This is a genomic window from Faecalibacterium sp. I4-1-79, assembly GCF_023347235.1.
Classification (GTDB): Bacteria; Bacillota; Clostridia; order Oscillospirales; family Ruminococcaceae; genus Faecalibacterium; species Faecalibacterium tardum.
Map to the genome: position 1 here is coordinate 2,793,117 of NZ_CP094467.1, position 26,408 is coordinate 2,819,524.

The 26,408-nt window shown below is 57.1% G+C and carries 20 protein-coding genes; 10 read left to right on the forward strand and 10 right to left on the reverse strand.

Translation table 11 applies throughout. The features are described 5' to 3' along the window. Window positions 1-132: 132 nt before the first annotated feature. From MTP36_RS13740 to MTP36_RS13770, 7 genes are all read right to left on the reverse strand, one after another. The gene (locus MTP36_RS13740) at window positions 133-3,147 is read right to left on the reverse strand and encodes a glycoside hydrolase family 2 TIM barrel-domain containing protein (RefSeq protein ID WP_249251390.1); all 3,015 of its coding nucleotides are present in this window, start codon (window positions 3,145-3,147) and stop codon (window positions 133-135) included. A gap of 95 nt (window positions 3,148-3,242) precedes the next feature. Beyond that, window positions 3,243-4,931, reverse strand: a complete 1,689-nt coding sequence (locus MTP36_RS13745) for a DUF2264 domain-containing protein (protein WP_097774995.1) — start codon at window positions 4,929-4,931, stop codon at window positions 3,243-3,245. Next, window positions 4,931-6,091, reverse strand: coding sequence for a glycoside hydrolase family 88 protein (locus tag MTP36_RS13750; RefSeq protein ID WP_154255878.1), 1,161 nt, complete (start codon window positions 6,089-6,091; stop codon window positions 4,931-4,933). Before MTP36_RS13750 ends, MTP36_RS13745 begins: the two co-directional genes overlap by 1 nt. A gap of 5 nt (window positions 6,092-6,096) precedes the next feature. Further along, a complete protein-coding gene (gene uidA, locus MTP36_RS13755) occupies window positions 6,097-7,893 on the reverse strand; it encodes a beta-glucuronidase (RefSeq protein ID WP_249251392.1) in 1,797 nt (598 codons plus the stop codon). Window positions 7,894-7,966: 73 nt separating this feature from the next. Then, window positions 7,967-8,827, reverse strand: a complete 861-nt coding sequence (locus MTP36_RS13760) for a carbohydrate ABC transporter permease (RefSeq protein ID WP_005920167.1) — start codon at window positions 8,825-8,827, stop codon at window positions 7,967-7,969. Window positions 8,828-8,843: 16 nt separating this feature from the next. Then, the gene (locus MTP36_RS13765) at window positions 8,844-9,770 is read right to left on the reverse strand and encodes a carbohydrate ABC transporter permease (RefSeq protein WP_120081037.1); all 927 of its coding nucleotides are present in this window, start codon (window positions 9,768-9,770) and stop codon (window positions 8,844-8,846) included. A 178-nt stretch (window positions 9,771-9,948) separates the two neighbouring features. Beyond that, a complete protein-coding gene (locus MTP36_RS13770) occupies window positions 9,949-11,268 on the reverse strand; it encodes an ABC transporter substrate-binding protein (protein ID WP_158403743.1) in 1,320 nt (439 codons plus the stop codon). A 344-nt stretch (window positions 11,269-11,612) separates the two neighbouring features. Here MTP36_RS13770 and MTP36_RS13775 point away from each other — a divergent pair, with 344 nt between their 5' ends. The 10 genes from MTP36_RS13775 (at window position 11,613) to MTP36_RS13820 (ending at window position 23,244) form a co-directional block, all read left to right on the forward strand. After that, the gene (locus MTP36_RS13775) at window positions 11,613-13,430 is read left to right on the forward strand and encodes a sensor histidine kinase (RefSeq protein ID WP_158403741.1); all 1,818 of its coding nucleotides are present in this window, start codon (window positions 11,613-11,615) and stop codon (window positions 13,428-13,430) included. Continuing rightward, window positions 13,405-14,667, forward strand: coding sequence for a response regulator transcription factor (locus MTP36_RS13780; RefSeq protein ID WP_005943362.1), 1,263 nt, complete (start codon window positions 13,405-13,407; stop codon window positions 14,665-14,667). The genes MTP36_RS13775 and MTP36_RS13780 overlap by 26 nt, the downstream gene beginning before the upstream one ends. 14 nt (window positions 14,668-14,681) lie before the next feature. Next, on the forward strand, window positions 14,682-16,478 hold the full coding sequence (locus MTP36_RS13785; protein WP_249251393.1) for a heparinase II/III domain-containing protein: 1,797 nt from the start codon (window positions 14,682-14,684) through the stop codon (window positions 16,476-16,478). A gap of 11 nt (window positions 16,479-16,489) precedes the next feature. Further along, entirely contained in the window at window positions 16,490-17,284 is a 795-nt protein-coding gene (locus MTP36_RS13790) for a carbohydrate-binding protein (RefSeq protein ID WP_249251395.1), read from the forward strand. A 1-nt stretch (window position 17,285) separates the two neighbouring features. Further along, complete coding sequence (locus MTP36_RS13795) at window positions 17,286-18,689, forward strand: hypothetical protein (RefSeq protein ID WP_015565849.1); 1,404 nt, start codon at window positions 17,286-17,288, stop codon at window positions 18,687-18,689. 853 nt (window positions 18,690-19,542) lie between these two features. Beyond that, on the forward strand, window positions 19,543-19,794 hold the full coding sequence (locus MTP36_RS13800; protein WP_249251396.1) for a hypothetical protein: 252 nt from the start codon (window positions 19,543-19,545) through the stop codon (window positions 19,792-19,794). A 72-nt stretch (window positions 19,795-19,866) separates the two neighbouring features. After that, entirely contained in the window at window positions 19,867-20,301 is a 435-nt protein-coding gene (locus MTP36_RS13805) for a plasmid mobilization protein (protein WP_249234910.1), read from the forward strand. Continuing rightward, window positions 20,273-21,808, forward strand: coding sequence for a relaxase/mobilization nuclease domain-containing protein (locus MTP36_RS13810; protein WP_249251399.1), 1,536 nt, complete (start codon window positions 20,273-20,275; stop codon window positions 21,806-21,808). The genes MTP36_RS13805 and MTP36_RS13810 overlap by 29 nt, the downstream gene beginning before the upstream one ends. A 12-nt stretch (window positions 21,809-21,820) precedes the next feature. Further along, on the forward strand, window positions 21,821-22,786 hold the full coding sequence (locus MTP36_RS13815) for a hypothetical protein (RefSeq protein WP_249251402.1): 966 nt from the start codon (window positions 21,821-21,823) through the stop codon (window positions 22,784-22,786). A 137-nt stretch (window positions 22,787-22,923) separates the two neighbouring features. Beyond that, window positions 22,924-23,244 (forward strand): transposase, encoded by a 321-nt coding sequence (locus tag MTP36_RS13820; protein WP_249251403.1) that lies wholly within the window; start codon window positions 22,924-22,926, stop codon window positions 23,242-23,244. Here MTP36_RS13820 and MTP36_RS13825 read toward each other — a convergent pair. The 3 genes from MTP36_RS13825 to MTP36_RS13835 all read right to left on the reverse strand — a co-directional run bounded on the left by MTP36_RS13825 (window position 23,183) and on the right by MTP36_RS13835 (window position 25,961). Further along, entirely contained in the window at window positions 23,183-24,907 is a 1,725-nt protein-coding gene (locus tag MTP36_RS13825) for a recombinase family protein (protein WP_442900215.1), read from the reverse strand. The genes MTP36_RS13820 and MTP36_RS13825 overlap by 62 nt on opposite strands. Then, window positions 24,904-25,368 (reverse strand): hypothetical protein, encoded by a 465-nt coding sequence (locus tag MTP36_RS13830; RefSeq protein ID WP_249251406.1) that lies wholly within the window; start codon window positions 25,366-25,368, stop codon window positions 24,904-24,906. The genes MTP36_RS13825 and MTP36_RS13830 overlap by 4 nt, the downstream gene beginning before the upstream one ends. A 176-nt stretch (window positions 25,369-25,544) precedes the next feature. Beyond that, complete coding sequence (locus MTP36_RS13835) at window positions 25,545-25,961, reverse strand: YjdF family protein (protein WP_005922200.1); 417 nt, start codon at window positions 25,959-25,961, stop codon at window positions 25,545-25,547. Window positions 25,962-26,408: the final 447 nt, after the last annotated feature.

A 26,408-nucleotide genomic window follows, 5' to 3' on the forward strand; every position in this document is an offset into this window, starting at 1 on the left:
CTTTGCTCGAATCTTATAGCTAAAGCATTTTCTACTCCACCAGCGGAGCTGGTGGTTGTCGCTCGCTTAAGCTACTCAAGACCAAAGTGGTGGGTATCACGATGATACCCACCACTTTAGCCAAGTAAATTTTTATTTTTGAATCGTAAAACGGAACGAGGTTCCCTTCTCCACCGCAAAGCAGGCGTCTGCATGGGGCTTTGCGCCCCAGCTGTTGTCGCCGCCCACGCCGCGCTGGAAAGCAGCGCAGCGGACGACCGTCTTATTGTCGTCCCGGGGCAGCTCGTAAAGGTGGCGGGCGTTTTCCAGTTCATGGGGCGTGTAGGGCAGCGCCGAGAAGGTCATGCCGTCCCCTGCAAAGCCGATGCCTATATTCAATCCGCTGCCGGTGACAGTTGCACTGTACACGCCGGTGCGGCTGCCGCACTCCTGCGGGTAGACCGGGGTGTTCTGGGCAAAATCCTGCCGGACGTTGTAGTTCCACGCACCCATCTTGCCGCCTGCAGTGCGGTCGGCGGTGGTCTCCCGGGGGCCAAGACCCAGATAGGAGACTTCCGTCAGCTCCCGACGCAGCGGGAAGAGCAGACCGAACTCCGGCAGCTCAGTGCGCGTGCCCTGCCATGTCATGGTGATATCACAGCGGCCTGCGCCGTCAATGGCAAAATCAATGGGCAGCGTCTGCCCATCTGGCAGGGTGTAGTTTGCGCGGGCGATGACGAAATCGCCCTTTGTTTCAGCGGTCAGGTTATCGCAGCGGGCGTAGAGACCGGCGGTTTTCCAGAAGGCAAATGTAAACGGCTCTGCACAGCCCTCGTCGTTGTTGGTGGGCGCACGCCAGAAATTGGGGCGCACGGTATCGTCCAGCAGCTGCACGCCGTTATAGCGGATGGACACCAGCCCCTTGCCTCGGCCAAAGATGTACTCGAAGCCCTCGCCCTTTACGCCGACGTTGCAGTCCATCTCCACCAGCTGCGGGGCGGGCAGGGTCAGCCGGGCGACGGCGTAGTTGTGCCATACCTGCCCCAAAGCGGCTTCATAGCCCGCCGGGATGCCGGGCAGTGCAGCCCGCTGGATGGCGGTAACGGTCATGCAGGCAAGCCCAGCCTCCGGTAAGGCAAAGGGAAACGGGATGTGCTCCGTCCCGCCCGGCTTGCAGTCTGCCCGCAGCACCGCCCGGCGCTCCGGCTTGCCGTTGACCGAGGACGCAAACACAAGGTCGTAGGCGTTCAGGTCGGTAAAGAGATTCCGGTTTTCAATCACGGCTTCCGTGTCGGTCAGGGTGATCTTCAGCGGTGCGTAGGCCGCCTTGACGGCGTCCATTTTGGGGGTGTTACGGCGGTCGGGCAGCACAAGGCCGTCCACGCAGAATTCCCGGTCGGTGGGGCGGTCGCCGAAGTCGCCGCCATAGGCAAAGCCGGGCTTGCCGTCCGGGCTTGTCACTGCAATGCCGTGGTCCATGTACTCCCAGATAAACCCGCCCTGATACAGGGGCTCTTCGTAGGCATACTCGGTGTAGTCGGTGATGCCGCCGCAGCTGTTACCCATGGCGTGGCTGTACTCGCACATGATAAAGGGCTTTTCCGGGTGCTCTGCCAGAAACTTTTTGATGTCTGCCACCGGGGTGTACATCTGGCTTTCCATATCGGAGGTGGCGGGGTACTCCCGGTTCCAGAAAATGCCCTCGTAGTGCACAAGGCGGCTGGGGTCGGTGTTGCGGAAATACTCGCTCATCTCCCACAGGGTCTTGCCGCCGTGGCTCTCGTTGCCGCAAGACCAAATGAGGATGGCCGGGTGGTTTTTGTCCCGTTCCAGCATGGCTTCGGCGCGGGCAAGCACATTTTCCCGCCACTCCGGGCGGGCACCGGGCAGCGTCCACTCGTCCGAGCCGTCCGCACCCAGCTTCTGCCATGTGCCGTGGGTCTCCAGATTGGTCTCCCCGATGACATACAGGCCGTATTCATCGCAGAGGGACAGGAAATAGGGGTCGTTGGGGTAGTGGCTGGTGCGCACGGCGTTGACGTTGTGGGCCTTCAGGTTCTTTACATCCCACAGCATCTCTTCCCGGCTGACGGTGCGGCCGGTGCGGCAGCTCCACTCGTGGCGGTTGACACCCTTGAACACGATACGCTTGCCGTTCAAAAGCATCTGGCGTTCTTTCAGCTCAAACTTACGCAAGCCGACTTTCAATCCGGTGCGCTCCACGAGAGCACCCTCGTTCAGCAGGGCAATTTCTGCTTCGTACAGGTTCGGCTGCTCGGCGCTCCACAGGGTGGGATGCTCCACCGTAAAGGTGAAGGAGACATCCTGCACGTCCTCTTCCACGTCCGGGTCGGCCTCGCCCTTGCCGAACACCACACCGCTGTCGTATTCGGCAGGTTCGCCCACCTCAGCAGACTGCTCCTCGCCATCAAACACCACCGAGATGGTGCCCGCGCCGCTGACCTTGCAATCAAAGGTGACAGTGGCACTGGAAAAGTCCGGGGCAAAATCCTGCTTCATAAAGACATCCTCGAGGTGAATTTCCGGCTTTGTGAACAGCTCCACAGAGCGGAACAAGCCGCTCATGCGCCAGAAATCCTGATCCTCCAGCCAGCTGCCGGAGGAGAAACGGTACACCTGTACCGTCAGGGTATTTTCGCCGGGGTGGACGGCGGCGGTCATGTCAAATTCAGCGGGAGTGAAGGTATCCTCGGTGTAGCCGATGTAAACGTCATTGCACCAGACGGCGGCAGCGCTGTCCGCGCCGTTCAGGCGCAGATAGCAGCTTGCCCAGCTTTCCGGCAGGGTGAAACTGCGCTGGTATTCCCCGATGGGGTTATAATCCTGCGGAATCTGACCGGGGTGCAGCTTTTCATGGCCGTCCCACGGGTACTGGGTGTTGACGTAATGGGGCGTGCCGTAGGGCTGGCCGGGCTTTTGCAGGCTCTGCATTTGGATGAAGCCGGGCACGGTCAGGGTGTCCCAGTCTGAGAAAGGCGCAGTCAGGTTTTCCGCATAGTGGAAAGCCCATTCGCCATCCAAGCTGACGGCCAGCGGCATTTCCGGGCTTGTCTGGTCTGCAAAATGAGCGTGGAAGGGCAAACGGTTCTGCTGGAAAATTTCCGGGTCGGCCAGAAGCGCCGATGTGATAGGATTATTTAAAGGCATAAATGTCACCTCGCAGCATTTTCTGCTCTCATTATAGCACAGAATATAAGAAAAACAGCCGCACAAAACGACTGTTTTTCTGGAAAGAAGCGGCATCAGTCTGCTTCGTCAAAGACCTCGGTGTCCAGTTCTGTGTGCCCCTTGGGGATGTGGTACTTCACAGCGGGCAGATGGACGTTGGGGAAATACAGGCTGGTGTTGGGGTCGCAGCCGATGACCACTGCCTCCCCCCTGCCGCGCACGGTGCAGCGCAGAGTGTCGCAATGGGCTTCGGCGGTATCATTTTCCACACTTTCGGCATAGCCCGGTGCAAAATTGGGCACGGCAAAACCGCAGTCGTAGGCTTCGCAGTCGAAACTGCTGTCAATCTCGTGATGGCGGCGGTGGCCGGTGGCAGTGGGGGTGATGGTGGTGGTGACCTCAATGCCGGGGAAGGGCGACCACTGCGCGGTCACAGCCCCGGCTTCAATTTTCCACGTTTTGCTCACCTTGCGCACAAACACGTTATCGTCCATGACAAAGGCCAGCATACTGTCCGGCGCGGCCTGATTGAGCACCTCCCGGCTGCGGGAGGCGCAGAAGCCAAAGCGGGTATCGTAGGCAAATTTTGCGTACTTTTCCGGGAACTGTCCGTGGCCGTGGCCCTCGTTGACACCGGCGGCGTATGCCGTTACCCGCCCCGCCCGGCGCTGCACCAGCATATTGGCGTAGGGCATGGGCTTGAGCCGCTCCAATGCGGGCATGGGCGCGGCTTCGGCTGACCAGAAGGGGTGGTCGTCCGGCAAAGCAAGCAGCAAAAAGCTCTTCATGCCCCAGTAGGGGCTGCCGGGGGCGTTGTACCGCTCGGCCATGTACATCTGCGGGTAGCAGTAGCCGATGGTCAGGATGCCATCCCGGTCGAACATTTTCTGCCCCAGCCACCAGTTGAAGTTGCGGACGATGAGCCCTTTCATCACCGGCAGGGGCAGCGGTTCCAGCCCTGCCCAGATGCAGGCCGCCCAGAAGCTGTTCTGGGCAAAGCGGTAGGTCAGGCTGCGGCCAAAGGGCAGGGCTGCGCCGTTGGCATCGAACCAATAGACGAACTGCTGCGCGAACAGCTGGGCGCGCTGGCGGTAGAGTGCAGCACGCCGGGGGTCGATGTCTGCGGCAAATTTAGAGTAGAGCAGCCCGTAATACTGGATGGCCCACGGGATGTAGTAATCCTTTTGCACGGAGGCGCCATCGGTGGACCAGCCGTCGCCGCTGTAATAGCTGTCGATCTTGCAAAGGCCGTCCTCCAGCAGTTCCGGGCTGTAAGGCATCCCCACGCTTCTCAGGGCAAGATTTACAAGGATGCGGAAAAACTGCCAGTTGCAATCCGGGATGGTGTGGGCATTGATCTGCCCCAGCCATGCAGCAAGGTTCTGTTTTTCGGTGCCAGAAAGCGGGGTCCACAGCTTTTCCGGTGCAGTCAGGATGCCGCAGGCAATGGCCGCCATCTCCACATAACACTGGTCATACTCCCCGGTGGTGCCCCAGTATTCGGGGTTTTCCGGGTCGGTGCCGGCGGCAAGTCCCTTGCGGTAGATTTTTTCAAATTCCGGGTCGGAACCGCCGCCCACCCAGAAGGGCACCAGCGCCCACAGCGGGCGGCTGAAGGCTTCCAGCTCAATGGCATTCTGGTTGTAGGTCACGCCCGTCTCGCCCAGATGCAGCCGGGCGCAGCCTGCGGAATAACAGGGCTTGAGCGGGTCGAGAAATTTGTGCATCAGTGCGGTAAAATCCGCTTTGGTCTGCAAGTTCATCACCAATACATCTCCCAGTCTTTGGTCAGGCGGGTCAGCGCCTCCATGTAGAAATAATCGCCCCAGCTCGTGCATTCATCCACGCCCTCCGGGGTGCAGGTGTTGTAGGGGCTCTTTTTGCTGTAAGTGCCGTGCAGCAGCTGGCCGGAGCCGAGGGTGCCGGGCTTTACCGCGTAGTTTGCGGCAAGGCTGGCCAGCATCTGCCGTGCCAGCGTGCGCCACTGGGCGGCTTCTGCTTCGTCCACATATTTTGCCGCTTCCAGCAGGCCGCAGGCCACGATGGCAGCGGAGGAGGAATCCCGGGGTTCGCCGCTTTCCGGGGCAAAAAGCATATCCCAGCAGGGGATCATATCCTCCGGCAGGCGGGAGAGGTAGAACGCCAGCGCCTTGCGGAACACATCCAAAAACTTTTCATCGTGGGTGTAGGTGTAGCCAATGGCGCTGCCGTACACGCCCCACGCCTGTCCCCGCGCCCAGAAGCTGTCGTCCTTATAGCCCTGACAGGTGCGGCCGCCCTTGGGGGTGCCGTCCGGGTTCATAAAGAAGGTGTGGTAGGTGCTGCCGTCCGGCCGGAAGGAGTTTGCCAGCGTGGTGGCGGTGTGGGCAGCGGCGATCTCGCGGTAGTGGTCCTTGCCGGTCACCTGCGCCGCCCAGTACAGCAGCGGCACGTTGAGCATACAGTCGATGATATAGCGGTAGTTGCCGGGGTCGTCCATAGTGCCCCATGCCTGCAAGAAGCGGCCGCTGGGCTGGTAGCGGGTCAGCAGCTGGTCGGCGGCGGCAATGGCGGCGTTTTTGCCCTTTTCGCTGCCCACCAGCTTCCATGCTGCCACGCAGGTGGGGCTGTACAAAAAACCCATATCGTGGTGATCCACTTCCACCTTGCGGGCAATGCGGTCCGCAAAGCTGTCCACCTGAATGAGGGCGGCGGTCTTGAATTTTTCCTCCCCGGTGGCTTCGTAGGCCAGCCAGATCTCCCCCGGCCAGAAGCCGCAGGTCCACTGGTTATTGGCGCAGCCGGGGTAGATATTGCCAACGCTGGAATGGTTCTGGCACTGGTAGGTGTAAAGGGGCAGATTGGTCTCCACCTGTTTGCAGGCATCGGCCAGTGCCTGCCGTGCCTCGGCGTCGGTCATGGCATGATTCTGGTAGGTTTTCATCTTGATTACTCCTTAAATCCAAAGTTTGGGATATCGTGCCAGCGCTGGCGCAGAAAGTGCATACCCAGCTTGGGGCGGCGGTCCCGGGTGAACAGCCCCTTTTTGTTGCCGTCCACCCGCATGGGGCCCTGCACGGTGTCGTAATCTGCAAAGTTCCAGACAAATTCTCCCACAAACCACGGGCGCTTGTCAAACTCTGCATCCAGACGGCGGTAAAATTCCACCTGAAACTCCTCGCTGAACATCTCGGCTCCGGCGGTGTGCAGACCTGCCACAGTGTCTGCACCGTACTCGCTCATCATCACGGGCTTGTGCTGCTCTGCCCAGAAATCCAACTCCTGATTCAAACCGTAGCAGGCAGCGTCCATGTCGCCGGAAAGGTTGTACCAGCCGTAGTAGCGGTTGATGCAGACGATATCCATGGTGCAGGTGGTGATATCTTTCGTATAGTCGTTCTGGCAGCAGACGAGGGTGACCGGGCGGTTCTGCGGGTCCAGCTGATGCGCCAGCTCATACAGCGGGTGCCAGTAATCGTAGGCATCCTGCGGGAAGTGCTCCAGATCCGGCTCGTTGCCAAGGCTCCACAGCACCACGCAGGGGTGGTTTTTGTCCCGATGGATCATCTCGGCAAGCACCTGCCGGTGATGCTCCGCAAGGGGATATTCCTTGTAAGGATTCACCGCCGCCCCGCCGCCGATGCCCACCGCCGGGGTCTCGTCCATCACCAGAATGCCCTCCCGGTCGCACAGGTCGTAGAATTCCTCGGCGTAGGGGTAGTGGCTGGTGCGCACGGCATTGGCGTTTGCCCAGTGGATCAGGTTCACGTCCTTCACGTTCAGTACCGGATCAAAGCCGCGTCCATGGGCGGTAAAGTCCTCGTGCTTGCAAAAGCCCTTGAAGTAAAGCGGCTTTCCGTTCAAAAGCACCTGTGTGCCCCGCACCTCAATGCTGCGCACGCCAAAGGTCTGATCGTAGACATCCGCCCCGCAGGTGATGTGCAGGGTGTACAGGTAGGGCGTGCCGGGTCTGGGCTCCCAGAGATGCACCTCCGGGATGGTGATCGTGCCTTCTGCACCTTCGGCGCTTGCAACGGCGTTGCCGTCAGCGTCCAGCACCGTGACATGGACAGGCGCGCTGCCGGTGGTTTTGACCGCGTACTGCACCGTGCCGTCCACGGCGGGCACCACGGTCACATCCTCGATATACTCTTTGGGGGTGGTATAGAGCCACACCGGGCGGTGGATGCCCGCATAGTTGAAAAAGTCAAAGTTCGGGCGGTTCTGGGGTGCGGCGGTGCGCTTGGCGGCTTCCACGCTGGGGATGCCCGCGTTGTCCGAGCCAAAGAAGGCCAGTTGTCCGTCCTCGTTGCCCACAGGCAGGGTGCTGTGGTTCACCCGGTTGTCGCAGGCGACTGTCAGCAGCACCGTCTCGCCGGGGCGCAGCAGGGCGGTGACGTCTGCTTCAAAGGGGGTAAAGCCGCCCTTGTGCTGTGCAATGAGCTTGCCGTTCAGCCAGACCTTTGCGGTGTGGGTCACCGAGCCGAACCGCAGCACCACCCGCTGCCCGGCGCAGAAAGTGGGCAGCGTGACCTTGCGCTGATACCATGCCCAGCCGTAGTGGCGGCGCAGGGCGGTGGTCTGGTCGTTCTGGTCGTTGTAGCTGGCGGGCACGGCGATGGGCTGGGCATCCGGCAGGGGCTTTGCGGGATCGAACTGGTCTTCCACGCAGCTGCCCAGCGCAAACGCCCATGTGCCGTCAAGGCTCAGCTTCAAGCGCGCTTCATTCTGTTCAGGATATAACATAACGCTTTCCCTCTATTTCTGCAAAAAATGCGGGGCGCGGGTACTGCCCACGCCCCGCTTACGGGTGATTTGTTTAACCCTTGATGCCGGTGGATGCCACGCCCTGCACAAAGTACTTTTGCAGGGAGAGGAACACGATCAGCACCGGGATCAGTGCCACCACAGAGGCCGCCATGATCAGGCCGTACTCTGCGGAATACTGGGTGATGAACATACGCAGACCGATCTGGATGGTCTTGAGTTCGGTCTTGGTCAGATAGATCAGGGGGCCAAGGAAGTCGTTCCAGGTATTCACGAAGGTGAAGATGGTCAGGGTGGACAGGGCGGGCAGGCTGAGCGGCAGCATGATGTGCCACCAGATGCCGTACTCGCTCAGGCCATCAATGCGGGCAGCCTCACACAGCTCGGTGGGCACGCCCTCGTAGAACTGCTTCATCAGGAACACGCCGAAGGCGCTGAAGGCCTGTAAGCACATAATGGCCAGATGGGTGTTGTTCAAATGCCACGAACTCATCATCATGAACTGGGGCACCATGTAGGCCTGCCAAGGCACTGCAATGGTGGCAATGTAGCCGAGGAAGAGCGCGTTTTTGCCCTTGAACTGCATCTTGGCAAAGGCGTAGGCTGCAAAGGAGGAGGTGAACAGCTGCAACAGGGTGACCACCACGGTGATCTTGACCGTGTTTTTCACAAAGGTCAGCAGCGGGATCTGGGTCCAGATGTCCACATAGTTCTGCCAGCGGGGATTTTTGGGGATCCACTGGATGGGGAAGCCGAACACGTCCTTATTCAGCTTAAAGGAGGAGGACAGCATCCACAAAAAGGGCAGCAGCATGCAGGCTGTGATGACGATGAGGAAGAAATAGATCAGGAACTTGGAGATGAAATTGCGGCGCTTCTGAGAGGCTTCGGTCTTGATAATAGCAGCAGACATGGTTCTTCCTCCTTTCTCAGTTCTCGCCCTTGGAGCCGCGGAACTGGATGATGGTAACGATCAGCACCAGTACGAACAGCACCATGGAAATTGCACTTGCGTAGCCGTATTTCGGAGTATTGACGAAGGCCACATTATAGATGTAGTACACCAGCGTCATGGTAGCAGTACCGGGGCCGCCCTGCGTGATCATGTACATCTGGTCGTAGACCTTGAAGCCGGAGATGGTGAGCATAATGACCACAAAGAAGGTGGTGGGGCGCAGCTGCGGCAGGGTGATGTGCCAGAACTGCTGCCAGCGGTTTGCACCGTCCAGCTCGGCGGCTTCGTTCAGGTCCGGGTTGCAGCCCTGCAGGCCTGCCAGATAGATGACCATGTAGTAGCCCATGTTCTTCCACACACTGAACAGGATGACCGTGATCATAGCGGTGTCCTTACCGGCAGCCCAGCGGGGCAGGTTTTCCACCGCCACGCCGAAGAACTGGTTCAGGATCATATTGATGGGGCCCATGGAGGGGTTGAAGATCATGTTCCACACCGCTGCCACCGCCACCAGCGAGGCAACGTAGGGGAAGAACGCCACCGTGCGGAAGAAGTTGCGCAGCTTCACGTTCTGGTTCAGCAGCACGGCCATGGCCAGCGAGCAGGCCAGCGTCAGCGGCACGGTGCCGATGACATAGACGATGGTGTTTTTCAAAGCCGCCTGAAAGATCTTATCGGTGGTAAAGAGCTTTACAAAGTTCTTCAGGCCGACAAATTCGATGGCGTGGCGGCCGTCCCATGCGCAGAAGGCCAGCGCAATGGCAAACACCATGGGCACCAGCGTAAACACGCAGAAGCCGATGAAGTTTGGCGCAATGAAGGAATACGCAATCAGAGAATCGCGGGTCGATTTTTTAAGCACTTTACGGGGAGTTTTATTCTGGACAGCAGCACTCGCCATAAAAGAGCCTCCTTTCCCGGAAGTATAACAATTTTTTCAAAAAATGAGCGGAGCGGGCGCTGTGCATACCCGCCCCGCTCGGACAGGGCTTTTTTTCCGATGCTCGTCCATCGGAAAATGAATGGGGATTGAAAACGATGAAGAAGGAGAACCGCAACGTATTGCGGGAAACGCTTTATCAGCCGAGAACTGCGGGCACCTGATCGTTCATGTTCTGGATGCCCTCGTCCACGGTCTCGCTCATGGTCATAATGGCATCGTGCTCGGCGTTCAGGATGGTCTCGATATCAGATGCGTACTGGGTGTAGGGCATTTCCAGATAGACATTGCTGGTGGTCAGTGCATCCACAGAATTGCTGTCCTCGGGGAAGCCCTCGGTGGACTTGATGATCTCGGCGGTAGCAGCGGAGCCGCAGGCCGGGAAGGTGCCGGTCTTGGCAATGGCCTGTGCGCCCTCTTCGGAGACACACCAGTTGATGAAGTCGGCAGCGGCCTCTGCCTTGGGAGAATCGGCGTTGATGGCCAGACTGGTCACAGTGCCCAGCGTAGAACCAGCCTCTGCACCGGCGGGGTGCGGGTACTTGACGATGCCCCAGTTGAACTTGGTCTCGGCATCCTTCATGTAAGCTTCCAGCGTGGAAATGAACCAGCTGCCCATGTTGACCATTGCGCACTGCTGGTTCTCAAAGGCTGCGGAGTAGTGCAGAGAAGAGGTCTTGAGGTAGCCGTAGTCCATGCAGATGCCGTCCTTCTGCTGGGCAATGACCATATCGTAGGTGGGCTTCATGAAGTCGTATTTGCCGTCGATGATGGTGTTCTTGCCGTCCAGAATGGAGAACAGAGAAGCGGCAGAGCGCCAGGTGTGGTAGTGGCAGCCATAGACCTTAGTGTCGCCGGAGCCGCTGGTCATCTTGCGGGCCAGAGCGTCGTAATCTTCCATCGTCAGGTCATTGGAGGGATACTCCACACCGGCCTTATCGAACAGATCCTTGTTGTAGTACAGCACCCAGAAGTCGCTGCGGAAGGGCACGGCGTAGAAGTTGCCGTCATCGGTGGTCAGCTGCTCGATGGTGCCGTTGAAATCGCCGGTATCGCGGGTCAGCACCTCGTTCAGGGGCTTGAGGTAGTCCAGATTGATCAGGTTTGCGTAGCCGGGGATATCCTTGACGGTCACGACATCCAGATCGGCGCTGCCGGCCAGCTGGGTAGCCAGAACGGTCATGTAATCGCTGGAGCCCAGATCCACCATCTCGATGGTCACGTCCTTGTGGCTTGCCATGTAGCCGTCGGCCATGGCCTGCCAGTAGGGGGTGGACTCCTTATCCCACACCGACCACTGCAGGGTAACAGGGCCTGCGGCTGCGGCTGCAGCGGTGGAACCGGCAGTGGAGGAAGCAGCAGTGGAGCTTGCGGAAGAGCCGCCGCAGGCGCTCAGGGCAGCAGCTGCGCCGCAGGCAGCGGCAGCGGTAAGGAACGAACGACGAGAGATCTTTTTCATAAGTGTGTCCTCCTTCAGGGCAGTGTGTTTGTTCTGTGCAGCGGTCTCCCCCGTGCCGGGGAGCCGCTCGCTTTTGTTGACACTAGGATACCGCACAAACGCAAAAACCGGAATGGAAAAATTCCGGGAAGAGTTGCAGTTTTTCTGTATCTTTTAAAAAAAGATGCACTTTCTTACACTGGAGTCTGCACTTTCTTGTTCTCTTGCACAGTTTACATCCATGGCACAAGAAAAAAGCGTATAAAGTACACAATTTTCATGAAAAAAGTCGTTGACAAACCGCGCCGGAATCAGTACTGTATAAAGGAAAGAATGCAAAATATTACCGGAAAGGAGGCACCGTTATGAAGAGCAGCCATCGTTTCCCGCTGCGGCGGCAGATCGTGTGGGGAATGCGCTTTTTTACCTTTCTTACCTCGCTGGCCGTGGGCGCGGCGCTGTTCATCCTCTCCAACCAATATGTGCGCGCCAACTCCCTGCAGGCGGCAGAGTTCAACCTGCGGCTGGTGGCTACCTCCATCGAGACCAGTCTGGACAGCGCCGATGCTCTTTTGAACTGGGCTTCCATCGACAGCACCGTGCGGCGGTACATCACGCAGGAAAATATCAATGGTACCCAGACCATTGCCGCTTACGAAGCCATGCAGGAAAAATACTATTCCAGCACCCTGTACAGCCATATCCTCCGCTTCTTTATTACCAATGAGAACGACCGGCATTTGCAGTTCGGCACGCTGAACTCCTCGGCGGCGCTCAACCGCACCAGCATAAATCAGTTTCTCACCAAGGGGTACGGGATGCAGTTCACCACCGACCCGCTGCTGCCCGGCAGTCCGGGCTGCATCGCCCTCAGCCAGCCTGTCCGCTGCGGCAAGGGCACCTTGCACCGGGGCAGCACCTACCTTGCGCTGGATACTGCCATTATCACCGACCCGGCAGCAGGTTACAGCCTGACCGACGGCAGCGCGTTGTACTGGGAGATGGGCAGCCGCCTGTGGCAGATCGAAAACGGCAGCCTGACCGAGATTGAAAACCCGCTGCGGGAGGTGGACTATACCCTGCGCACCGGCAGCAATAACGGCGTGACAGAGCAGACCGCATGGCAGGGCAAGGTGCAGCTGGACGGCCAGAAGTATTATGTAGTCAAGGTAACGCTGAACGGCCGCAGCGCGGCGCTGGTACAGCTTTTGCCCGCAAATACCTTTTTGCTGCACTACGGCGTGTACCTGTGGCTGGTCGCCCTTGGCACTGCCATCATCTGGGGACTGAGCTTTTTGATGCAGCATTGGCTGGAGCAGGTCATCACCCGCCCGGTGGAGGCGCTGCAAAAGCGCATTGAGACCGTGGGCAGCGGCAACTTTGCCCCGGACCGCACGGTGGAGTGGAACAACGAGCTGGGCGACATCGGCCGGGGCATCAACCAGTTGGCAGAGAACGTGGACAGCCTGATGACCCGCCGGGTGGAGGACGAGCGCCGCAAGCAGGAGCTGGAATACCGGATGCTGCAAAACGAGGTGAACCCGCACTTTATCTACAACACCCTCAACAGCATCCGCTGGATGGCCACCATCCAGCACGCACCCGGCATTGCCGAGATGGTCACCGCCTTTGCGCGGCTGACCAAGAGCATCTCCAAAGGCACCCAGAAGCTGGTGCCTTTGCAGGAGGAGCTGGCATTGCTCAACGATTACTTTACCATCCAGCAGTACCGCTACGGCGGTGACCTGGAGATTGAGGTCTCCCGCATTGAAAGTGAGACCCTTTGCCGGGACTGCATGATCCCCCGGTTCACCTTGCAGCCGCTGGTGGAAAACGCCATCTTCCACGGGCTGGAGCCCAAGGGCGGCCACGGCAGCGTGCTGCTGGATATCTCCACCGACCCAGATACCGGGGACGTACTGCTGCGCATTACCGACGACGGCGTGGGCATGCCGCCGGAGCTGGTTGCTCACCTTCTGGACGAGCCCGCCGAGGGTGCCGAAAAGGCTGAAAAGTTCCGTCATGTCGGCCTGTGGAACGTGAACCGCCGCATCCGGTATTCCTTTGGCGAGGGCTACGGCCTGACCATTGAAAGCGAAGAGGACGTGGGCACCGAGGTCACCATCCGGCTGCCCTATCAACAGAAAGGAGACAGCCATGCTGCGGATATTACTGGTGGATGATGAGCCGCTGGTGCTCATCGGCCTGCAGGGGATGCTGGAATGGGAAAAGCTGGGCTATACCGTCTGCGGCACCGCCCGCAACGGCAAGCTGGCGCTGGAACTCATTGAGCGGGAGAAGCCGGATATCGTCATTGCCGACGTAAAAATGCCGGTGATGGACGGGCTTACCCTTGCCCGCACCTGCCGGGAACGCAGCGCCCTGCCCGCCTTTATCATGCTGACCAGTTTTGAAGAATTTGATTACATCAAGCAGGCCATGGGTGCCGGGGTGGTGGATTATCTGGTCAAGCTGGACCTGACCCCCGAGAACCTGCAAACCGCCCTTGCCAAGGCCGCCGAAAAGGTAAAAAAGGAGCGTGCTTTGCTGGGCGAATTGTCGGCACAGGAAAATCTTGCCGAGAGTGTGCGCAGCTATCAGGAGCGTTTTTTCGTGCGGCTGTACGCCGGGCTGTTCCCGGACGAAGCCGCATTGGAGCAGCCTTTGCAGCACATGGAGCTGAACCTTGCAAGCGACGCCTATCTTGTAGCCAGCTGCGAGATCATCGCCAACACCGCCCTTACTCCCGCCCAGCAGCTGAAGCTGAGCTTTTCCTGCGGGCGGATGCTGGAGACCACCCTGCAGAACTATCTGCCCTGCTATGTGACCGGGGCGGATGCCATGCGCTGCAATGTGCTGTTCTGCCTGACCGATGTCCAGTGCCAGAACTACCGGACGGTGCTGCGCCCGTTGCTGGAACGCGCCAGCCAAATTCTATACAACTATTTCACGGTACGGCTGCTCTGGGCGGTAGGTCGCCCCACCGGCTCCCTGCTGGGGCTGGCGCGCCGCTGCCGGGAAAACGCCCACCTGCAGCCCCTGCTCACGGTGGAGCAGCCCATCCAGTTCGTGGAGGTCAACGAGGGCGACGCCACCGCCGGGAAGATGCAGGTGGTGGCACAGGTGCAGGAGTATATTAAGAATCACCTTTCGGAAAAACTGACGCTGGCCGATGTGGCGGCTGTATTCAATTTTTCGCCCAACTACCTCAGCCAGCTGTTCGGCAAATACGGCGACAGCGGCTTTGTGGAGTACATCACCGAGACCCGCATCGCTGCGGCGAAGGAGATGCTGGAACAGGGCGATTTGAAAGTATACGAGATCGCTGAGAAACTGGGGTACGAAAGCGCCTTTTATTTTTCCAAGGTGTTCAAAAAGGTCACAGGGCTCAGCCCGCGGGAATACCAGCAAAGTATTTAAAATCGGAGGCTTTTATGATACAGGAACAACTTGCCCATCTGCCGGAATTTCTTCCCGATTACCGGCCCTTCCCCCCTGCCAAGGAACGCACCGCATGGCAGGGGCTGCCCCTGCGGGCAAAGCAGCGCTTTTTGCAGGCGGGGGAAGCCGCACTGCAAACGCCCATTGCGCCCCTGCCGCTCTCGCTCTGGCTGGATTTCACCCACACTGGGCGGCGCACGCCATGGGAGACGGCTTACTTCTCCCGCCGGGCGCGGCTGTGCGCGCTGGTAAGTGCCGAGTGTGTGGAGCACACCGGGCGCTTTCTGGATGAAATTGCAGATACCGTATGGGCGATCTGTGAGGAAAGCGCATGGCAGCTGCCCGCCCACAACAGCTACATCCGGGACACCCCGCAGCTGCCCCTGCCGGACACCACCCGCCCCATCGTGGACCTGTTTGCCGCCGAGACCGGCGCACTGCTGGCGCTGACCCGGTACTTACTGCCCGATGAGCTGGATACTGCCGCGTCGGGCATCACGGCGCGGATGGAGCGGGAGCTGAACGCCCGCATCCTGACGCCTTATTTTACAAGCCACTTCTGGTGGATGGGCAACGGCGCAGAGCCTATGTGTAATTGGACGAGCTGGTGCACCCAGAATGTGCTGCTCACGGTCTTTCTGCTGCCCACCACGCAGCAGCAGCGGCAGGCTGCCGTCAAACAGGCAGCGTACAGCCTCGACTGCTTTTTAAAGGACTACGGCGCGGACGGCTGCTGCAACGAGGGTGCGCAGTATTACCGCCACGCCGGGCTGACCCTGTGGGGCTGCCTTGAAATTTTGTCCAGCATTGTGCCGGAGGCCTTCTCTCCCCTGTTCCATGAACCTAAAATCAAAAATATCGCGGAGTACATCTGCAATGTCCATGTAGAAGGCCCTTACTACCTGAACTTTGGCGATTGCAGCCCCCTTGCCGGGCGGTGCGGTGCGCGGGAATACCGCTTTGGGCAGGCTGTGGGCAGCGATGCCCTGCAAGCCCTTGCGGCGGCAGACTTCCGCGCCGATGCCGACCCCGACCATTTGCAGAACCCGGACGGCAGCGCCCACATCAACCTGTGGTACCGGCTGACCACCGCCTTTGCAGAAGAAGAAATGATGGCGTACTCCGCAGCGCCCCGGCACCATTTAACGGTGTGGTACCCCAGTGTGGGCGTCTATGCCGCACGGCAGGGCAGCTGGGTGCTGGGTGCAAAGTTCGGCTCCAACGGCGACAGCCACAACCACAACGATACCGGCAGCATTACCGTGTACAAGGACGGAAGACCGTTTCTCATCGATATCGGAGTGGAGAGCTACACCCAAAAGACCTTCAGCCCCCAGCGGTATGAAATTTGGACCATGCAGAGCGCATGGCACAATCTGCCTACCTTTGACGGTGTGCAGCAACTGCCCGGCGCGGAATACGCCGCCCGGGAGGTGTGCACCGATAAAAACAGCATCACCGGCGAGCTGGCGGACGCGTACCCTCCCATCCCGGGGCTTACCACCTACCGCCGCAGCGTATCCGTCAGCGAACAGGGCATCACCCTGCGGGACGAAACGGACTATCCCGGCACGGTGGAGCTGACCCTGCTCACCGAGCAGAAGCCTGCCCCCACTGCGGACGGCTTTGCGGTGGGCACACTGGGCGGCATCCGTTTTGACCCTGCTGCCGTAACGGCTGCTGTTACGGCGGTGCCCATCACCGACCCGCGCCTGCGCACCGCTTGGCCGGAAACAATCTATAAGATCACCCTGCATTTCCAAAAAATGCTGAACCTCGAACTGTACTAAGGAGAACTGCCATGGAGACCATCAAGCTGAAAATTCTGGACGAAGCCGGCCACACCCTGATGACCTGTGACGCCGACACCGCCGTATCCCTTGTTTACACCAACGAGTACCACCCCGGCGACCGGGTGGCACTGGAAATCGACCATCCCGGGCAGTACTGCGTCATCCAGTTCGAGGACACCATGCCCGAAGCCCTTGTATATGTGGTCAAGCGGGAGATCAATTTCCACATTCCCTTCGGGGAGCAGGCCATCACCTACTCGCCCAAGAGCTTTGCGGGCAGCCGTCACGTTATCCGGGCACGGCTGGCACTGCCGGAAGAGATTGCCGCCCGGCGGAATCTGGCCTTCAACTGCTATGACGAGCATGGCGACACCGGTTTTTATCCCCACGCCAGCGCCAACGTAGAAACGCGCGGCGAGGCGGTGTTTGCCGCCCGCAACGCCATCGACGGCATTTTTGAGAACAGCGCCCACGGCAAGTATCCCTACCAGAGCTGGGGCATCAACCGCGACCCGAACGCAGCCCTGACGCTGGATTTTGGCCGGGAAGTACTGCTGGATGAGCTGCGCATCACCGAGCGGGCAGATTTCCCCCACGACAACTACTGGGTCAAGGCCACGGTGGAATTTTCTGATGGCAGCCAGCTGGACATCCCGCTGGTGAAAAGCGCCAAACCCCAGAGCGTGGCCTTTGAGCCCAAGCGGGTGCGCAGCCTTGTGCTGAAGGATCTGATTCAGGCCGAGGGGACTTCCCCCTTCCCGGCGCTGACCCAAATCGAAGCCTTTGGCACCGAGGTGAAGTAAAATGAGCATCTACAATGCCCTTTATGGGCGGGACGGCCACGGCGTAGGCCCAAACGAGCCGGAGAAAAAAGGCTTTGCACGCTTTTGCCAGATGGTCGGCCGCGACCTCGGCCAGCTGCTGGGCACGAACCTGATGGTCTGCGTGCTCTGCCTGCCTGCCGCACTGGGGGTCTCGCTGGGCGTGACCCTGCTCTCCCTGCCGCTGACGGTGGTGTGCAGTGCGGTCACCGGTCTGCTGACCGGCCCTGCCATGGTGCTGCTGGCAGACTGCGCTCTGCGCAGCTTGCAGAACGACCCCTCCCAGTGGCTGCCCCGGGCAAAGCAGACCCTAGCCGCCCATTGGAAAGCCGCCTGCGGCTTTGGCTGCATTGGCACGCTGGTGCTGGGGCTGCTGTGCTTTGTATCGGCCTTTGTGTTTGAAGCCGCCGCGCAGCAGGGGTATTACCCCGGGCTTGCCATTCTCGTTTTTCTGGCGCTGGATTTTCTGGTGCTGGCGGTTCTGGCTACGCTTTGCGCTGCCGTTCTGCCGCTGCAACTGCCCGCCCCGGACAGCTTGCTGCGCCGGGCGGGCAGGCTGCTGGCTGTCGCCCCGGCGCGCTGCGTCCTGGCAGGCGTTCTCATGCTGGCGGGCATCGGCGGCATGATCTTGCTGTTCCCGGTCAGCGTGTTCTGGGCGGTGCTGTTCGGCTTCTGGCTGCCGGGGCTGGCAGCGATGCAGACCCTGTTCCCGGTTTTGCGGCAGGAATACGGCGTAGAGGTGCGCAGCATCCCGCGCCCGGCAGCGCCGGATAAGCCCCTGACCGCACAGGAGCAGAAAAAGCGCTCCCGCGCCAACTGGTGGTATTACAACTGGGGCATCGTGGCGGTGGCGGCAATGGTCATTGTGGGCGTAGCGTATGTGGCGCACGGCCTGCTGACTACCGTAGACCCGGACTACACCGTGGCGGTAGTCACGGCGGAGGCCCTGCCGGACGAGGCCGTGCAGCGCCTGCAGACTGCGCTGGCAGACTATGCGGAGGACGCCAACGGCGACGGGACTGTGGTGGTGCAGGTGAACAACTACACATGGAGCGCCGATGCCGCCCTGACCGACATGAACGGTCAGATGGCCGGTGCCACCCAGATGAACACCGACCTTGCCAACGGCGAGAGCAAAATCTGGATCTTGGATGACCCGGAGGGCTTCGAACAGGCCTATGGGGCACTGAGCGAAAAGCTGGGCGCGGAATGGCAGACAAAGCTTATCCCGTGGCGCAGCCAGCCCGCCCTTTCCGGGCTGGAACTGGGCAGCTACAACACTGCCGCCGATGGCAGCCAGACTGTTGATATCCAGAGCCGCTTTGCCGGGTACAGCGTGGCAGTGTTTGATGCTTCAGATGCGTTGTGGCAGGCGCTCAATTCGTAAACAGAAACGACCGTCCGTTCTCTTTTTGTTTATGTGGTATTCTATACACAGAAAAATAGACGGAGGCATACCGCCATGAATCCCCATACCACGCTGAATCTTGCCAAGATTGCTCTGTGCGCGGTGGAAACCGTACTGAGGAATACTTCGCCCGATGCAGAGGACTATCCCCCAGCCAGTTGAATAAAATAACAACGCTGCAAGTGCTTATCGTCAGGCTGTTACAGATGCAGCAGCATAAAACGGACATCTCTTCAATAAAAAAGTCAAGTAGACTTCAATTTGAGCCAAATAGTAAGACTTCTTATGCTTTACCGTCATAAATTTTTCAAAATCATCTTGACGCACCTTGCGAAACATGATATTCTCTGTCACAAATCTCACTGATTTTGTGGATTGGTTTGAAACCATCCACAAGATGTGGTCGTGTTCATTTTGAACACAGCCACAGAAAGTGGTTGGTTATCACCGTGAGACCCACCACTTCCGTGAGGAAAAGTCCACGAAGAATTTACCGCCCCGCAACACACCCGATTCATTTTGCCGCTGTTTCACCCGACAAAATCCATCGCTGCGCTGCATGGGCGGTATTTTTCTTTTTTACAAATAAAATCTTATGTAGTTGTACAAATCTCCGAAAATCGTTTTTGGTTGTTGACTGCACAACTTCAAAGTGTTATTCTTACGTTTGAAAGAAGCAGAACGTAGTGTCCGCACTGCGCCCGGCTTTCTTCATACTGAACCTTGAATCTTGCATAAGCCGTCTGAACGTGATACCGTGCCATGACCTCACACTTTCCGTGAGCGAGCCGGACAACGCCGCTGCAAAACAGGGGTAGGAACTGCGTTCGGTGTGAACGGCGATCAACATACACGAGCAGCGGAACTCTCTACTTATTTTTGCGTCTTAACAATTCGGAAACATTTGTTGAAAATGCGTTTTGAGCGCAGCGGTAGAGGGCAAGAACCGTCCCGTGGCCACAAATTTTCAATTCTTGAAAATTTCCTGTCCATCCGGGACTTCACTTCTCAAACTCTTGCGAATTTTCCAAGTGATCTTGTTGGGGCGTGCCTGCCCCAAACCCTGCTCATGGTTCGCACCTGACGGTGCGAACAGCAACGGCGTGTCGTGCTTACATAACTTCACCGAGGAGTTATCGAACAGACAGGAGGTACAATGACCAAAACGAATGTTCAATCGACCCCTAGCAATTCCCAGCACCACGACACGCCGAACAACAAAACGCACGTCATCAAGTTCCGTGTGACAGCGGAGGAAAAAGCGTCACTGGAACTCACTTGTAAACTCCTGAATCTCTCCCTCTCCACTTTCATCCGCCGTGCCATCCACAACGTCAAGATCGAGAAAACGGTCATCGTTGCCGGCGGCGGCGAAGAAACCCTAACCGCTGTTTCCACCCTGCTTGCCCAGTGCAGCAAGGTGGGCACCAACCTCAACCAACTTGCAAGGCACTTCAACTCCGGCGGTGCAGACACCGAGCAGATCCGGGCGAAACTCCTTGACGAACTTGCAGACCTGACCGCATTTCGGCTGCACGCCGAGAAAGTTCTGGGTGAACTGTATGGCAACGCTCAAGCATATCGCCTCTAAAAACTCGGACTACACCGCCATCGAAGCGTACCTCGTTTACCAGCATGATGCGTTCACTGGAAAGCAACTTCTGGATGAACAAGGCCGACCCATGCTGCGGGAATCCTACCTACTCGACACCCTTGAGTGTGGCGATTTCTCGTTTGCAACAGCCTGTCTGCTGGCAAACCGCAAGTATGGCAAGAACACCCAGCATGGTGATATCAAGAGCCACCAGTATATCATCAGCTTTGACCCCAGAGATGCAGCCGACAACGGCTTGACCATGGAAAAGGCACAGGCACTTGGCCTGAAATTCTGCGAAGAAAACTTCCCCGGTCACCCTGCCATCGTCTGCACTCACCCGGATGGGCACAACCATTCGGGAAATATCCATGTCCACATCGTGATCGGCAGCATCCGAATGCGCGAGGTGGAGCGCAAGCCCTATATGCAGAAGCCCCGCGACTGGCTAGAGGGCATGAAGCACTCCAGCACAGCCCAGACCATGCGGCACTTGCGTGTCGAGGTCATGGAATTGTGCGAAGGTGCTGGACTGTACCAGATCGACCTGCTCAACGGCTCCAAGGAGCGCGTGAGCGAAGCCGAGTATTGGGCGCGCAGGCGCGGCCAGTTGAAACTTGACCGTGAAAACGCAGCCCTCACCGCAGCAGGACAACCGCCCCGGCAGAAGAAGTTTGAAACCGTGAAAGACACTTTACGGAAACAGATTTCTTCGGTGCTGCACCGTGCCACCAGCTTTGAAGATTTCTCTGACAAGCTCATGCAGCAGTACGGCATCACCGTCAAGGAAAGCCGTGGACAGCTCAGCTATCTGCCCTCTGGCAGAACGAAGTTCATCCGGGCAAAAAAGCTCGGTGACAAGTTCGATAAGGCAGCAGTGCTTGCCACGTTGCAGGCAAACGCCGAACGAAAACCCAAGGCGCAGTTCAAGCAGGATACCATCGGGAAACTGATCGACATCCAGTCGAGGATGACCGAGGGCAAGGGCGTCGGCTATAAGCGTTGGCTCACGAAACACAATCTCAAAGTTATGGCACAGACCGTGAATCTTCTGCAGGAAAAGAACTTGACCGACGAGGACGCCTTGAACCAGCGCATCGCTGAACTGGAAACCAAGTATCACGACGCACTGGCGGTGGTGAAAGACCTCGAAGGTCGCATGAAGGCCAACAAAGAGCTGCGCTATCACGTCGCAGCCTACGCCAGCACCAAGAACATCGCACAGCAGTTCAAGACCGCCAAGCGACCCGCAGCTTTTGAGGAGCTGCACCGTGCAGAGCTGACAGCGTACCGGGCGGCAGCAGTCTATTTCAAGGCAAACGATATCACTAAGCTGCCCAGCCCGAAAAAGCTGGAAGCCGAGTATGCGCAGTTGGCATCCGAAAAGGCAAAGTTCTACGAGCAGTACAAGGAAGCTAAGGAAGAACTGCTCAAACTGAAAACCGCAAAGCAGAATGTTGCGTCCTTTTTCCGGGAGGAAGAACCTGCGCAGCATGAGAGATAAAGGAGTGTGCGTATGATCAATCTGAAAATCGACCCGGAGTTCCAGAACCAGATCCCGCCGCTGACGGACGATGAGTACAAGCAGCTTGAAGAAAATATCCTCAAAGAGGGCAAGTTGCTCTCTCCTTTGATCGTCTGGGGTAATACCCTTGTTGATGGACACAATCGTTATGCCATTCTCCAGAAGCATCCTGAGATTTATTTTTCCACCATGCCGCTCCGATTTGAGAACCGCGAAGAAGCCATTGCGTGGATTTGCCGGAATCAGTTGGGACGGCGAAACCTGAGTCCCGAACAGAAACGCTATCTGCTTGGGAAGCAGTACGAAGCCGAGAAGAAGGCTGCAAAAATCTTTCGGGGCAATCAGTACACTTTAGCAAAGAAAAGTGGTGGTGCTCACGATGATAACCACCACTCCGGGAAGAAAACCTGCGACCGAATCGCAGAAGAAAACGGTGTCAGCCGTGCCTCTGTTCTCCGTGCCAGCCACTATACACGAGGCATCGACATCGCGGACAACCTCTCTCCCGGCATCAAGCAGAAAGTCTTTTCCGGTAAAGTGAAGTTCACCAACGAAGAAATGTCCAAGCTTGTGCAGGCAAGTGTCGAGCATCGTTCAGATGTTCTTGCTCAAATCCTGCATCCAGAGGCATTGGAAGTGTTGGAATCTGCCAGCGCTGAATTTGAGCCTGAAAAAGCGGAACCCGTTCCCATGCCCACGCCACAAACAGAAGAATTCCGGTGCTATCATGTGCCGGACGAGTTTATGAAGGTTTACAAATCCTTGAGCCGTGCGACCGAAATGATGAAAAACTCATGGAAGAAAACGCTCAAAAACAATCCCAGCTATTTCACTGACCCGGAAAAGCAGAAGGTTCTCCGCTTCGCAATGCAGAGGCCTGCTAACTACCTGACTGAAATCGAAACCTATCTGGAAAAGGCTCTTGCAGAAGCCCTTGAAGAAGAAAAGACCGCATAACAGCAGACACCTGTAAGCCATCAATGAGCCACCAGCCGCAAGTGCAGGGTGGAAAACTTCCGCGCCCTTGCGCCTGATAAAAATTGGAACTTTGATTTTCTCGCCCGACTTTGCCACGGTGGGACGATCAAAGGAGCGTGCGTTTGAACAAAAAGAAAAAGTCCACAAATACTTCCCCTTACCCCGATGAAGTCATTGACCGTCTGGCACGGGCATTCTATCCGGCCATTCTTGCCTGCTGGAACAGCGAGGAAGGGCAAAGAGAATTTGCTGCATGGCAGGCGGAACAGGCTCATCATGCAAACAACGAAAAACAGGAAGTTCCCACTAGCAGAGTTCCCATAAAACAGTATTTGCAAAAGTTCCCTAAATGGGGAAGATTTGGCGTGACTCCGGTCACGCCTTTTCTTTTGCTTCCAGTTCATCCAGAGGGATATACCCCAGCCCATCATACTTAATATGGATGTGCTGCACCCGCTTTCCGCTGGACTTATCCGGGGCATCCACATAGATGGCCGACACCAGTTCACGGAGAGCATAAGGGGTGAGTTCTTCAATATGAACGTACTTGTGCGCTTTCTGGACGAACTTCTCAATATTCTCGATCTGCTGTTCCTGTACTTCGATTTCCTGCTGGATAGAGCGTGCTTCCTCTTCCAGATGCTTCTGTTCGGCATCGTAGCTCTGGCTCATCATGTCAAAGCGTTCATCGCTCAGCTTTCCGCTGGCGTTATCCTCGTAGATTTTCACGAACAGCCGTTTGAGGTCTGCAATCCGCTTCTCATTCCGGGCAAGCTGCTTCTTCAGGACGGTCAGCTTTTCGGTGCTTTCCACCCGAAGCTGCTCCTCCATGACCTTGCGGAAGTAGTCTTCATGACGGAGAATGTAGTCCGTCACCCGCTGAACATGACTCAGTACACGTCCTTCCAGAACCTTTACTCGGATGAAGTGTCCCTTGCACTTGCTCCCGTTCTTCTTGTGCAGAGAGCAATCAAAGAAGTCTTGACTGAAGTCCCTGTTGTTGGACGAACCATATTGCATCTTGGAACCGCAGTCAGCGCAGTAGACCATACCGGAGAAAATGCTGCTCTTGCCTGTCCGGGTCATGCGGTGACGCTGGTTACGAATCTCCTGAACCTTTTCAAACACATCATCGTCAATAATGCGCTCATGTGTATCTAGGAAGATAGCCTGATTTTCCACAGGATTCAGATGTCTCTTTTTATCCCAGATAGAGTTAGTATAGGTCTTGAAGTTGACTGTGCAGCCAGTGTACTCCCGGCGTTCCAGAATCAAACTTACTGCTCTTTTATCCCAGCGGTAAGGGTCTTCCGGGGCAGGTGCGTTTGTACTCCGGCCATGGCTCAACTTGTAGGCGGTAGGAGTCAGAACTTTATCTGCCCACAGTTGGTTCGCAATTTGGGTCGGCCCACGTCCCTCCATGCACATGGAGAAGATGCGCTTCACAATCGCAGCCGCTTCCGGGTCAACAAGCCAATGCTTCGGGTTCTCCGGGTCTTTCACATAGCCGTAGGGGACATTGACCGTCAGCGGTACTCCACGCTCTCCCTTGGCCTTCTGGACAGCCCGAATCTTGCGGCTGGTATCGCGGGCGTAAAACTCGTTGAACCAGTTCTTAATGCCCGCAAAATCGTTGTTTACGCTGTTCGGGTCAATGGTGTCGTAATTGTCGTTAATGGCAATGTAGCGAACGCCATACTGGGGAAAGGTGAAGTTTGTGTACAGACCCGTCAGGGCAGAGTTGCGCCCCAGTCGGGACAGGTCTTTTGTGATAACGATTCCTACACGCCCTGCTTCGATCTCGACCAGCATACTCTGAAAGCCGGGGCGGTCATAGTTCGTGCCAGAATAGCCATCATCAACAAAGAACACCGGGTTCGAGAAGTGGTTCTTTTTAGCGTAGTCCAAAAGGATATCCTTCTGGTTCTCGATAGAAAGGCTTTCGCCGAGTCGCTCGTCCTCCTGCGACAGTCGGCAGTAAAGTGCGGTGATTTTATTCGTTGCTCCAGACATTGTTGTGTCCTCCTTATTCTGTGGAGCAACTGTCAGTACAGGATTGGTTACCGGGTCAAGTATAGCAGAATTGGGCGCAGTTGTCATTCGTCTGCACCCTCATCTTCAAATTTTTGCTGGGCGTTCTTGGCAACAATGCGCTCCAGCTTCTTCAAAAAGGACTCCTTGCCCTCATAGCTGCCGGTCACGGTATAGGTGGTGTGACCGACTTTCTCCGTGGTGGTCAGTTCTGGAATCCAGAAGGCGGACAGGTTCTTGACATGGAGATTGCCGTTCTCATCTACATAGGAGCCGTGCTTCTTCTGCTCTTCGGTCAAGGGCTGCCGCTTGAAATAGATTTCATTTTCGGAGATGTTCACAGTCTCGCTGGTCTGCTCTTTCGGGGCATCATCATACAGCTGTGCGAAAAATGCCAGTGCATCTTCGGGTGGTTCTTCCTCCATGAGCTGCTCGAAAACTCGCTGTTCCTCTGCCGAGAGGTTATTCCATGCGGCTTCCAACTCCTGCTCGTTGGCTGCGTTGACAAAGGCTTCGATCTCTTTTTTCATGGTGCATCCTCCTTTGGCTGCGAAAAGCGTTTTTTCAAAAAGTATGGGTTTTCGTGAGAGCAAGAATCGTCCCGTGGCCACAAATTTTCAATTCTTGAAAATTTCCTGCCCCTTTGGGACAGCTTCTTGTTGGGGCGTGCCTGCCCCAAACCCTGCCAGATAAAAGCAAAGGGGCATTATCTGCCCCGATGCTTTTCCTTTCGCTTCTGCTGTTTCAGTTCAAATTGACGCTGCTTTTCTGCTTCGCGTTGTTTACGGCTAAGTGCTTTTCGCACCAGCTTGTTTTCTTCTCGCTGCATTTGCAACGCCTGCTGTGATTTTGTGCCGATTCCTGTGGCAGCTGTTTCCTTTCGGATTTGCCGTTGCAATCGCTTTGGATTCACAGACTCTTTCTTTACAACTGTCTCAACAGATGGACTGAAGCGCAGCCGACTGTAATTTTTGAGCAGATACTCCCAGACTTCATAGTCCTTTGGTTCTGCGCCAAACACGACTTTACACACTGAAAGCTTTCTTCTCTCAATACGCTCAAACACTCCAATCCAGAATGGAGCCTCAAAAAACACAGTCAGCTTTGTAGAATCAATGTCCATAACGAAACCCTCCTGAAATAAATCCTTACAGGAATGGACAACCCGGAGGGGAAGGTTACTTACCTACACCGTGCGGTGCAGACGGCTGGGCTACCTACCAGCTCTAGCATCTCTCAGGAAGAAATGCGTTGCGTTTTTATCCTGCTTTTATTATATAAAGCACATCCCTGTGCATTATATCTACCTTAATTGGTTTTCCAAGTGAAGTATACCACACTCGTGGTCAAATGACCACCCATATATACGAGAATTTGACCGTTTTACTGCGTACGTGCGTACCAACCTTCCGTACGCACGTACGCAGCGATTCGCCCGAAACGAACCCCATACCACCGTTCCCCCTCGGAGAGCCCACTACACTTTGCAGACCGCAGGGCTGAAAGCGTCATAGTGGGTTATTACACTTCCGCAGAAGTGCCTTTTCCTCGCCGCAAACAGCCGGGGTGA